The 12,330-nt window shown below is 71.5% G+C and carries 7 protein-coding genes; 1 reads left to right on the top strand and 6 read right to left on the bottom strand.

The genetic code is table 11. From position 1 onward, the window contains the following. Positions 1-131: 131 nt before the first annotated feature. The 6 genes from ACY34M_RS12530 to ACY34M_RS12555 form a co-directional block, all read right to left on the bottom strand. A complete protein-coding gene (locus ACY34M_RS12530) occupies positions 132-1,685 on the bottom strand; it encodes an RNA polymerase sigma factor (RefSeq protein ID WP_462718502.1) in 1,554 nt (517 codons plus the stop codon). Between the two features lie 439 nt (positions 1,686-2,124). After that, positions 2,125-3,009 (bottom strand): FadR/GntR family transcriptional regulator, encoded by an 885-nt coding sequence (locus ACY34M_RS12535; protein ID WP_462718503.1) that lies wholly within the window; start codon positions 3,007-3,009, stop codon positions 2,125-2,127. 163 nt (positions 3,010-3,172) lie between these two features. Next, entirely contained in the window at positions 3,173-5,158 is a 1,986-nt protein-coding gene (locus tag ACY34M_RS12540; protein WP_462718504.1) for an ABC transporter ATP-binding protein, read from the bottom strand. Positions 5,159-5,386: 228 nt separating this feature from the next. After that, the gene (locus tag ACY34M_RS12545) at positions 5,387-6,148 is read right to left on the bottom strand and encodes an NUDIX hydrolase (protein ID WP_462718505.1); all 762 of its coding nucleotides are present in this window, start codon (positions 6,146-6,148) and stop codon (positions 5,387-5,389) included. Between the two features lie 107 nt (positions 6,149-6,255). Then, positions 6,256-8,463, bottom strand: a complete 2,208-nt coding sequence (locus ACY34M_RS12550; protein WP_462718506.1) for a glycogen debranching N-terminal domain-containing protein — start codon at positions 8,461-8,463, stop codon at positions 6,256-6,258. Positions 8,464-8,633: 170 nt separating this feature from the next. Next, positions 8,634-10,034, bottom strand: a complete 1,401-nt coding sequence (locus ACY34M_RS12555; protein WP_462718507.1) for a DUF4192 domain-containing protein — start codon at positions 10,032-10,034, stop codon at positions 8,634-8,636. Positions 10,035-10,167: 133 nt separating this feature from the next. Here ACY34M_RS12555 and ACY34M_RS12560 point away from each other — a divergent pair, with 133 nt between their 5' ends. After that, the gene (locus ACY34M_RS12560) at positions 10,168-12,330 is read left to right on the top strand and encodes a RecQ family ATP-dependent DNA helicase (RefSeq protein WP_462718508.1); all 2,163 of its coding nucleotides are present in this window, start codon (positions 10,168-10,170) and stop codon (positions 12,328-12,330) included.

Below are 12,330 nucleotides of genomic sequence, written 5' to 3' on the forward strand. Positions count from 1 at the left end.
ACACCCAGAGTCATTCAGCGCGACACGCCGCGCACCGCGAGGATCCGCGCACAGGCACGCACGACGAAGGCCCGGCACTGTCCACGAACGGGACAGTGCCGGGCCTTCTGTGGGCCGTACAGCGCCTGTGACTAGTCGAGGTAGTCGCGCAGGACCTGCGAGCGCGACGGGTGACGCAGCTTCGACATCGTCTTGGACTCGATCTGGCGGATGCGCTCACGCGTCACGCCGTAGACCTTGCCGATCTCGTCGAGGGTCTTCGGCTGACCGTCGGTGAGACCGAAGCGCATGGAGACGACGCCCGCCTCGCGCTCGGACAGGGTGTCGAGCACGGAGTGCAGCTGCTCCTGGAGGAGCGTGAAGCTCACCGCGTCGGCCGGGACGACGGCCTCGGAGTCCTCGATGAGGTCACCGAACTCGCTGTCGCCGTCCTCGCCCAGCGGGGTGTGCAGGGAGATCGGCTCGCGGCCGTACTTCTGGACCTCGATGACCTTCTCGGGGGTCATGTCGAGTTCCTTGGCCAGCTCCTCCGGGGTGGGCTCTCGGCCCAGGTCCTGGAGCATCTGGCGCTGCACGCGCGCGAGCTTGTTGATGACCTCGACCATGTGCACCGGGATACGGATGGTGCGGGCCTGGTCGGCCATGGCGCGGGTGATCGCCTGACGGATCCACCAGGTGGCGTACGTCGAGAACTTGTAGCCCTTGGTGTAGTCGAACTTCTCGACCGCGCGGATCAGACCGAGGTTGCCCTCCTGGATGAGGTCCAGGAAGAGCATGCCGCGGCCGGTGTAGCGCTTGGCCAGGGAGACCACCAGACGGAGGTTGGCCTCCAGGAGGTGGTTCTTGGCCCGGCGGCCGTCCTCGGCGATGATCTCCAGCTCGCGCTTGAGCTTGGGAGCCAGCTTGTCGGCGTTGGCCAGCTTGTCCTCGGCGAACAGACCGGCCTCGATGCGCTTGGCGAGCTCGACCTCCTGCTCGGCGTTGAGCAGCGGGACCTTGCCGATCTGCTTGAGGTAGTCCTTGACCGGGTCGGCGGTGGCGCCGGCGGCGGCGACCTGCTGGGCCGGCGCGTCGTCCTCGTCGTCGTCGGAGAGCACGAAGCCCTGGCCCTCTGCGGGCTCTTCCTCGCCGGCCTTAGCCGCCGGAGCGGCCGGGGTCTCTTCGGTCGCCTCGTCCTCAAGAAGGTCGTCGTCCTTCTTGGCGGCGGTCTTCTTCGCGGTCGCCTTCTTGGCGACCGTCTTCTTCGCGGCGGCCTTCTTGGCCGGGGCCGCCTTCTTCGCCACGGCCTTCTTGGCCGGGGCGACCTCCTCGTCGACAGCCTCGACGACCGGCGGCTCGGGCGTGGTGGTGGCCGCGACCTTCTTGGCGGTGACCGTCTTGGCCGCGACGGTCTTGGTCGCGGTGCGCTTGACCGGACTCTTGGCTGCGACGCTGCTCTTTCGGGGACGCTTGGGCTCAGCGGCACTGACCATCAGCGTCACACCCTCTTCCTCGAGGATCTGGTTGAGGCTGCGCAGAACGTTCTTCCACTGAGTGGCCGGAATCTGGTCGGCTTCGAACGCACGGCGCACGTCATCGCCGGCGATCTGGCCATCAGCCTTTCCCCGCTCAATGAGCGCCATGACAGAGACGGACTCGGCGATCTCCGGCGGGAGCGTACGGGATGTGCTGGCCGACACGAACAACCTCTCGGAACGTTGGAAAACGGCTTCCGGCCCCGTCCTGTGTGGACCGGAGCCGACGACCGCCGGCTTGGGAATGGGCCGACGGCGCGGGCAGGAGCCTGGGAGATGCACAGCGCCACAAGCGGCTGCTGTATTCCCTCCTCGGCTGTCACCTCTTAGGTCATCGCGCTGCCCCGAGGAGCGTTACGCCCAATCTGCGTGGCCCGAGTCACACCGCGTTATCGGTCAAAGACTGACCGATACGGACAGAACGTGTCATGCGGCTGAACTCGCGCGGGCACATAACGACCTCCGAGGAGCGGGTCCCTACAGGAGAACGGACCTTCCGCCTACGCCTCGAGTCGCCGGACGGCGCCCTTCTACACATGCGCCGCGTCCGCGTCGCACATGAGGCACCGTCCGGCGACCCATGATTCGCCCTGCCGCGCCCCTGGCGCGGTCAGTGCTCGCGGGGAGCCGGCACCACGCGCTCCACCTCGGGGTGGACGGTGAGCAGCTGCCGCATGGCCGCCTCGGCGCCGGCCGCGTCGCCCGCGGCGAGCGCGTCGACGATCCGCGCGTGGTGCCCGACGACCGTCTCGTTCGGGCGGTCGCAGCCGATGACCGGACCACCGGAGACCTGCAGAGCGGCGGAGACGATGCCGGAAAGGTGTTCGAGCATCCTGTTGCCCGCGAGCTGGATGAGCAGCCCGTGGAACTCGGCGTCGGCACGCGAGAACGTGATCGAGTCCCCCTGCCCCAGCGCGTGCCGCATGATCTCCACCATGTCGGCAAGACGCTGCTGCACGTCCTCCCTGCCGTGCCCAGCGGCGAGGCGTGCGGCGAGCGGCTCGATCGTCCACCGCAGCTCGTTCAGCTCACGCCGCTGGTCATCACGCTGCGGCCCGAAGGCGCGCCATTCGATGATGTCCGGGTCCAGCAGGTTCCAGTCGCTGACCGGACGCACGCGCGTGCCGACGTTCGGCCGGGCACTGACCAGGCCCTTGGCCTCCAGTACGCGCAGGGACTCGCGGACAACGGTGCGGGACACCTCGAAGCGCTGGCCGATCTCCTCGGGGACCAGCGGGCGGTCGGCACCCAGGTCACCGGAGACGATCATCTGTCCGAGCTGCTGGACGAGTTGGCCGTGCAGACCGCGGCCCCGGCTGCCCGCGGCGCGTCGGCCCACCCGGCCGAGATCGGGATCCGCGCTGTCCCATGCGGGGCCGCCGACGCGCTCGGCGGTCGACTCCACATACGGGTAGCGATCGAGTTCGCCCGGTCCTGCGAGGCCGGTTTCGGCGGAGCGGGCGGCGGTCATCATGGTGTGCGCAAGGGTACTCACGGAATCTGTTGTCGGCGCCGTCTCCAACTCCCTTGAGGTCTTTGGTGAAAAGCACACGAAAGGGTGATCTCCCTCCTCGCTGCACTTGACGCCTTATCGGAAAGAAATGGGCGTTCCACGGGGAGTTGCGCACAGCGACGGCCCGGAAGGCGTCGGGCGGTCGTCACCGCACCCGAGTACGCAGCACAGTGAGCAGATATGCGCAGAGCAGAGCACCCAGCGACAACATCAGCGCGCCGCCCACAGGTTGAGTGATCATCCGCATTCCGGCGGCCGCGAACCGCTCGATTCCGAACGGCCAGTCCACCAGGGCAAGATCACGAATGCGCTCAGGAAGTCCCGCCGCCGTTCGCACGGATGGACCCTCTACGGCCTTCTGTACGAGAGGTACGACGACGATCGGAACGGCCACCACGGCGGCCAGCCCGGCCGCCGTGGACCGGAACAGGCCGGCCGCGAGCACGCCCGCCCAGGAGCATCCAACGAGCAGAGCAAGCCAACTCGCGCTCAGAGAAAGCCACTCGGCGGGAACTTGTGCGAGTTCCGCTCCGTATACGAGGTAGAGCAACGCGGCGTCACTGGCGACGGTGAGAAGCCCCAGGAGCAGGGCGGTTGCCGCGCCGACCAGCAGCTTCGCGGCGAGAAGTCCCAGTCGGCGGGGGACGGTTCCGCGGTCGGCGGCGAGTGCGGGGTGGCGGAATTCCTCTCCGAAGGCGAAGGCGCCGAGCAGCCCCGCGCCCAGGGCGGCGGGCGGCAGGGGCAGTTCCCGTGGCCAGGCCGCGATCAGGCGTGCCTGCGGTGTGTGTCCCGTACGTGCGAGCAGCACGGACAGGAGCGCGGAGACGGCCAGGACGAGCGCGGCGGTGACACAACCGGTGGCGATGCCGGTCGCGCGACGCAGTTCGTAGCGCACCGGGCGCAGTGGGCCGCGGGCGGTGCGGACGGTGATGGGAGGCGGAAGCTGCGGCGGAGCGGCGGACGTCCCGCGTGCGGACTCGGTCTCGGGTGCACGCTCGTTCGACGTGGCTCGGTGCTGCTTCGCCGGGGGCCACGCCGTATCGGCGAGTGGCACGAACGTGCTGTCGGTCGGGACGGCGTTGAGGGGCGCGGCAGTCGCGAGGGCAGGCGCCTGACGGTCGGCACCGGTGCCGGCTTCGGCAGTGGTGCCAGCCTCCTCGGCAATGGTGCCGGCTTCCTCGGTGGTGGTGCCGACGCCGGTACCGCCACCAGCGCTGTCCGGCCGGTCGTCGGTGGCGCGGGACGTCACCGACGAGGAGCCCGCGTCACCGACCTCGTCGGCGAGTTGGTGCACGAGGATGCCGTGCCGGAACGCGACTTCCCCCACGTCCGCACACGTACTGCCGTACACCGACAGCCGACTGCCGTCCTCCGTGACCACTTCGATCGAGCGCCTGGCCGTGCGCGCCTCCTTCGCCAAGAGGATGCCGAACCTCGCGGCGTGCGGGCTGCGGACCGCGACGCGAGGCCGCAGCCGAGTACGTGCGAAGTCGGCCGCGTCCTGGTCCGCGACCACCTTGCCCGCGTCGAGCGTGACGACACGGTCGGCGACCCGCGCCGCCTCCTTTGCGTCGTCCGTGGTGAACAGGACCGTGCCGCCCTGCTCGGCGTACGCCCTCAGGGTGCCGTGCAGCCACCTGCTCTCCCGGACGGAGAGTCCTGCCGCGGGGTCGTCGAGCACCAGCGTGTGCGGATCGGCGAGCAGCGCGCAGGCCAGGCCGAGCCGCCGGTCCATGCCGCGCGAGAGCGTGCCGAGGCGTTCGTCGCGCAGGCTCACCAGGCCCACCACTTCGAGCACCTCGTCCGCGCGCCGCACGGGCACGCCTGCTGCGGAGCAGAGCATGCGCAGGTGCCCCCGGACGGTGCGGGCCGGATGACCGGGCACATCGCCGAGCAGCACGCCGACTTCTCTCGCCGGGTGGCCGATGCGGTGCAGCGGGCGGCCTCTGAAGTAGGTGACTCCACGGCCCTGTTGGAGTTCGAGCATCAGGCGTACGGCTGTCGTCTTACCTGACCGCCGTGCGCCGAGCAGGGCGGTGACGCGGCCGACGGGCGCGTCGAAGGACACGTCGTCGACCGCGGGCGGGCTCCCCTTGCGTGCGTTACTGGTCAGTCCGATGGCCTGGATCATCGCTTCTCTCGCAGGATGGGCGACCGCTCGGCGGCCGGGATCCGCCCAACGACAGGGCGACGGGCGAACCCCTGGGGTACCGCAGCAAGATAACGCGATATTTACCACTTTTCGGGCATGGTGCTTACGCGAGTGCCCACGATTCCAGGCCTCGTCCGGGGTCGGCGCGGCCCACCGGGCGCGCCGCACGCACCGTGCGGGAGCCGCAGGCCCGCACCGGCGGGTTGATCAGGCTTCCGGTCGCAGCATCGGCGGGTTGAGGAGCGTGGCCCCACCGGCGCGGAAGAGCTGGGCCGGCCGACCGCCCTGCCGGGTGGTGGTGCCCCCGGTCGGCACCAGGAAGCCCGGAGTGCCCGTCACCTTGCGGTGGAAGTTGCGTGGATCGAGCGCGACGCCCCACACGGCTTCGTAGACGCGGCGCAGCTCGCCGACGGTGAACTCGGGCGGGCAGAACGCCGTCGCGAGCGAGGAGTACTCGATCTTGGAGCGGGCCCGCTCCACTCCGTCGGCCAGGATCTGCGCGTGGTCGAAGGCCAACGGCGCGGCCTGCTCGTCCTCGCGCCCGTAGCCGCTGCGGTTCAGCAGCGCTTCCACCGGGGCCCACCGTGCGCTGTGCGCGTCGCCGCCCGGGCGCGGCGCGGGTAGATCGGGGGCGAGCGCGAGGTGGGCGACGCTGACCACGCGCATCCGGGGATCCCTTTTCGGCTCGCCGTACGTGGCCAGCTGCTCCAGGTGCGCGCCGTTGTCCTGCGCCGGCGCCAAGGGGTCGTGGGCGCACAGCCCCGTCTCCTCGATCAGTTCGCGCGCGGCCGCCGCCGTCAGGTCCTCGTCGTCCCGCACGAATCCGCCGGGCAGGGCCCAACGCCCCTGAAACGGCGGTTCACCACGGCGCACCGCCAGTGCACACAGTGCGTGACGGCGCACGGTCAGCACGACCAGATCGACGGTGACTGCGAAGGGCGGAAAGGCCGACGGGTCGTAGCGCGACATGGAACGATCATAGTCGTCTGCCTGACGATAAACACGCCCTTCGCCCGCCTACTCCGCCGTGCATCGGGTGGTTCGCAGCGGTACGAGTGCGTCGTGGTCCACTCCTGTCACACCCCCAACTGCAGTTCGTCCGCGGCCTCCTCCACCATGGCGAGGCCGAGCCTGCTGACGCGGACGGAGAAGGCCTGCCCGGCGATCCGCAGCCCGGTCAGGCCGATCTCGCCGAGCGGGGCGCTGCGCATCGGGGACAGCGTCACCGTCCGGGCCGGTGCGTCGGGCCGGATGCCCGCGAGGGTGGCCAGGAGGTGCACTCCGGCCGCGGCCGCCACGGCAGCGGGTCTGCACGCGGCGGGGTGCGGCAGCGGAACGCCTCCCTCGACCCGCTGCAGCCCCGCGTACATCTCGGGCAGCCTGGAGTCGAAGGCGTCAGCCGCGGCGAGGACCCCTCTGATCAGGGACGCCGCCTCCTTCTCGTATCCGGTGGCGGACAACCCCGCCGCAGCGATCGCGGTCTCGTACACCCGCACCGCTCCCGAGCGGTGTCCGAAAGGGTTGTACGACGTCTCCTTCACCCCCAGGCTTCTGAGCCCCCACCCGGAGTCGAGCCCCGGCCCGCCGAACAGTCTCGCGAGGTGCTCGGTCTGCACCTTGTCCAGCAGGCCCGGCGCACACGCGCCCGCACCGAGCAATCCGGTGTCCAGCAGATGCGCGGCGCCGCTGCCCAACTGCGTGAACACCCGACCGTCCGCCGTACGCGCGGCCGCCGGTCGGCCCCCGCCGCGATCCTCGACCCAGAAGTCCTCCCGGAAGCGCCGCCGCAGTTCCTCGGCCCACTGGCGCAGTTCAGCGCCGCCGGGTCTGCCGTGGGCGTCGAGCAGGTCGGCGCCGAGCAGCGCAGCCCGGTGGGCGTGCGCCTGGGTCTCGCACCGCTGGGGGCTGCCGGGGCCGGGGTCCGGCAGATAGGGGCCTGCGCGGGCGGTCGTCCGCAGCCACTGCAGACATCGCTCGGCGGCGGGCAGCAGCTCCGCCACCTCCTGCTCGGCAAGACCCCAGCGTCTGGCCTCGGCCAGCAGGACCGGGAACAGGAGGGTGGCCTCGATCCCGGTGCAGCTGGGCGGCAGTTGCGCGCCCGCCTGCCGTCGCGGCCCGGGCACCATCCCGAACTCCGCTCCGGGCTCGCTCAGTTGCGTACGGGCGAGGGCTCTCAGGGTGCTTACGGCGAGTCGGGTCCCCAACGGCAACGCCATCCGGGCCGCGGCCAACGCCTCGGCGGAAGCCGGGCCGCAACGCCACGGTGCGCCCGCGGCCACGCAGAGGTCCGACGGATGCGTGGGGTCGCGCACCAGCAGCGCCTGAAGGTCGGCGATGCTGCCCCGCAGCAACGGACCCACCCGTGGGTCGTCCCCCTGCGCTGTGGCCGCGGCCAGCGGTCTCACCGCGCTGTGCCCCATCCCTCTGCCAGAGCCCGCGCCGCCCGCACGGACCCGCAGGCGCACCGTGCGCCTGCCGCCCGGCGGGAGCTCGAACTCCCAGCGCAGCAGGCCTGCGGAGGCCAGGGCGTCCATGGGCGCAGGCTCCACCGTGACCAGGGCGGACGGTCCGCCGCCCGTCGGTGACGACCAACGCAGTCCGGAGTCATGGACCATGGCAGGCAGTTCGCGCCCACCGCTCCCGGACGCCACAGCGGCGATGTCGGCGAGATCGCAGCCGAGGGCCACTTCGAGCGACAGCCGCAGTGGGCGCTGCGCGGAACTGTGCAGCGTGATGTCCTCCGTGCCCTCCGCGTGCCGAATCCGCTCCACGACGACGTCCGGGTCGGGCCCCGCGTCCGAGGACGCCCGCACGGTCGATGTGAAGCACGCGCGGTCCGCGGCGATCATGCGCGCCTGCACAGCGAGTGGTTCACGACCCGCCACCCGGATCTGGCAGCGCGACAGCACGCGTCTGCCTCCCTGGTAGAAGCCTTCGAGCCCTTGGGCCGTCAACTGGCCATGGGTGGAGGAGATCACCAGGCCGGGCAGGGCGACGCAGATCAAGGCCTCGTGAACCGGCGGGATGTCCACGCCTCGCCGCAGCGCACGGGCCGGTCCCGTCGAAGGTGCCTGGAGGCCGGGGTGGCCCGGCGGCGTACGGGGCCGTCCTTGGGCAGGCCCGGGCGGTACGTCGCCAGGACCACGACGCGGGGGCGGCGTCCCGGGAATCTCGCGGGTCCCCGGGACCTCGCGGGTCTCCGGGGCGTCACGGGTCTCCAGGGCGTCGCGGGGCACGTCTCCGTCGCGCACCGTCAATGCGTACTGCCGCGAAGCGTCGGACATCATCTCCGCTCCCCTCCCCCTGCGGGTACGGCATGCCGCCGTCCTGCTGTGCACCTCGGCGGCGCGGCCCGGCCGCGGCCACCGCTCAACCAGATGAACGGGGCGCGCCCACTCCAAGTAACGCCATAGGACGGCGAAGCGACGCCGCGCGCCGGCGGGATGCCCGAGCCTCACCCTCGGCCCCTGCTCCGCTGTCGCCCAGGGCGTCGCGGCTCCATCGGACGCCGGGGTGCACGCGCGCCCGCCCGCGCAGGCCGTGTCCCGGCTCCGGGGCGTCGCTCGCCCCGCCGGCGCAGGGCGGCCTCCAGGCCACGGGCGGCACGGGACACGCCTGGATCGGCGCCGCCGGGGACGGCCACCGCCGGCGGCCGAGGTTCGTCGACGTCACCCGCACTCGCGGCATCGCCCTCAACCGCCTCGTCCGAGGTCTCCGATGCGGGCTCCGGGGCCGTCCGCCGCGCCCGCAGGGAGCGCCGCACGGGCTCGGGGTCGAGCCCTTCCGCCCGCGCTTCGTTGAGCAGTTGGGCGAACACGTAGCGCGGGTCTGCCCCGAGGGACATCTCCAGTGCCTGGTCCGCCTCGGCCGTGTCGCCGAGCGACCAGGCAACCCATCCCGCGAGTGCCAGCGGCGCCGCGGCGTACTCCCCATAGGGGCCGACACACCGACGTGCCAGCGCCCGCCACAGGCGCAGTGCGTGGACGGCCTCCTCACCCTCCATCCACTCTGCGGCCCGGTCCCTGGTCACCCTGTCCTGAAGGCCGAGAATCAGCGACGCGGCTTCGTCGTGCGCCAGCAGCTCGTCGTCCTTGAGGTCCGCCGCGAGCACGTCGTCCGATCCCGGCGCGTCCGCGAGACGCCACATCACGAGGCGGGCAAGATCCAGCGTCGCCGTCTCCACCTCCTTGCGGCGCGTCCCGGCGAGGATTCGCGGCACGAGATCCATCGCCGCCGCGTCGAGGGCGCGCGCCTGATCCGTGACGAGCCCCGTCTCCAAGGGGGCCAGGCGCGCCCTCATCCGGCCCAGGGAACCCCGCACTTGAATGCCCGCGAAGGCCGCCGTGGCCGCCATCACCGACGTGCCCCCGGTCGCGATGACATTGCCCTCGGACGGGCAGCACTCGGCACGTGGGCAGCAGTAGGACCAGTACCTGCCTTCCGAGAGGCACAGCGCTTCCGTGACCGGCACGTCGAGAGCGCCGCACTCGGTGCGCAGAAGCTGGGCGAGCGGCCTGAGCCGCTGCATGACCCGCAGCCCCGCGTCGGGTCCCGGTGCCGTGGAGTCCTGGCACAGGAACGCGACGACGCTGTCGGGGTGCCCGTCCCTGCGCTCGCACTCGCCGATCAGGCACTGGGCCATCTGGCGCGCCACGGCCTGCCAGTCCTCGGTGCGCTCGGGAATCCCGAGGCGCACGCGACCGCCGAAACGCCCCTTGTGCAGAGCGACAAGGACAATGCTGTCGTCGGGCCGGAACCCGAGCAAATACGGGAGTGCCTCGGCGAGTTCACCTGCCGTGCGGAGGGTGATCTTCGCTGCGCCGGTCAGTCCGGCGGGCTCGCTGTGATTCGTCATGCGCCGACGATGCACCGGAATGCATGACTCCGGTTTGGCCTGTGGATAACCCTGATCAGGGACACGACAGGAGTTGTCCACAGGTCGGCGGGGTCGTTCGCGCGATGTCAGTGCCATCGGGTTGCATGGGGGCATGAGCAACGAAGAGCTGCGGACAGCCGCCGATACCGTTCTCGCCCGCCTCGTCGGCGACCCGAGCGGTAAGGCCAGACTGCGCGAGGACCAGTGGCGCGCCATCGAGGCCCTGGTCGCCGACCATCGGCGGGCCCTCGTCGTGCAGCGCACCGGCTGGGGCAAGTCCGCGGTGTACTTCGTGGCGACCTCGCTGATTCGCCGCCGCGGCGGTGGGCCGACGGTGATCGTCTCCCCGCTGCTCGCGCTCATGCGCAACCAGGTGGAGGCGGCGGAGCGGGCCGGCATCCGCGCCCGCACCATCAACTCGTCGAACACCGAGGAGTGGGACGCCGTACGGGCCGAGGTGGCGACCGGCGACGTCGACGTGCTCCTGGTCAGCCCGGAGCGGCTCAACAACCCGGACTTCCGGGACAACGTACTGCCGGAGCTCTCCGCGGCCACGGGCCTGCTCGTCGTCGACGAGGCTCACTGCATCTCGGACTGGGGGCACGACTTCCGCCCCGACTACCGCCGCCTGCGCACGATGCTGGCCGAGCTCCCGCAGGGCGTCCCGGTCCTCGCGACGACGGCGACGGCCAACGCGCGCGTGACGGCGGACGTGGCCGACCAGCTCGGTACCGGCTCCGGCTCGGACGCCCTGGTGCTGCGCGGTCCGCTCGACCGCGAGAGCCTCAGCCTCGGTGTCCTGCAACTGCCGGATGCCGCGCACCGGTTGGCCTGGCTCGCAGATCACTTGGACGAGCTTCCGGGCTCCGGGATCATCTACACCCTCACCGTCGCCGCGGCGGAGGAGGTCACGGCCTATCTGCGACAGTGCGGCCACACCGTGGCCTCGTACACGGGCAAGACGGAGAACGCCGACAGGCAGCAGGCCGAGGAGGACCTGCTGGCGAACCGGGTGAAGGCCCTGGTCGCCACGTCCGCGCTGGGCATGGGCTTCGACAAGCCGGACCTCGGGTTCGTCGTCCACCTGGGCTCCCCGTCCTCTCCGATCGCCTACTACCAGCAGGTGGGCCGCGCCGGGCGTGGAGTCGACCACGCGGAGGTGCTGCTGCTCCCCGGCAAGGAGGACGAGGCGATCTGGCGCTACTTCGCCTCGCTCGCCTTCCCTCCGGAGGAGCAGGTGCGGCGCACGCTGGACGTGCTCGCGCAGGCCGAGCGTCCGCTCTCCCTGCCCGCGCTCGAACCGCTGGTGGAGCTGCGCCGGTCCCGCCTGGAGACCATGCTCAAGGTCCTCGACGTGGACGGCGCGGTGCACCGAGTGAAGGGCGGCTGGATCGCCACGGGGCAGCCCTGGGTCTACGACACCGAGCGCTATGCGTGGGTGGCCAAGCAGCGCGAGGCCGAGCAGCAGGCGATGCGCGACTACGCGACGACGAGCGGCTGCCGCATGGAGTTCCTGCGCCGGCAGCTGGACGACGAGGAGGCGGCCCCGTGCGGCCGCTGCGACAACTGCGCGGCGCCACGGTTCTCCGACACCGTCTCGCCCGAAGCGCTGAATTCGGCGCGCGGTGAACTCGGGCGTCCCGGTGTCGAGGTGGAGCCCCGGAAGATGTGGCCGACCGGGCTCGCGGCCGTAGGCATTGACCTCAAGGGCCGTATCCCGGCGGGTGAGCAGGCCGGGGCCGGACGGGCGCTCGGCCGTCTGTCGGACATCGGCTGGGGCAACCGGCTGCGCCCCATGTTCGCGCCACAGGCCCCGGACGGGCCGGTGCCGGACGACGTGGCGGGGGCCGTGGTCGACGTGCTCGCCGACTGGGCGAAGGGGCCGGGCGGCTGGGCGTCGGGGTCCGCCGACGCCTCACCGCGCCCCGTAGGCGTGGTGACCATGGCGTCGCACACCCGCCCGCAGCTCATCCAGTCCCTGGGCGCGGGCATCGCGCAGGTCGGCCGCATGCCGCTCCTGGGCAGCGTCTCGTATGCGCCCGGCAGCGACACCGCACACATCCCGCGCAGCAACAGCGCACAGCGGCTGCGCGCCCTCGACGGCACATTGACGCTCCCGGACGAGCTGTCCGAGGCGCTCGCGCACGCGGACGGGCCGGTGCTGCTCGTCGACGACTTCACGGAGACCGGCTGGACGCTGGCGATGGCCGCGCGGCTGCTGCGCCGGGCGGGCGCCCAGGAGGTGTTGCCACTGGTCCTGGCGGTACAGGGCTGA

Source organism: Streptomyces sp. EDA2-14 (genome assembly GCF_054963755.1).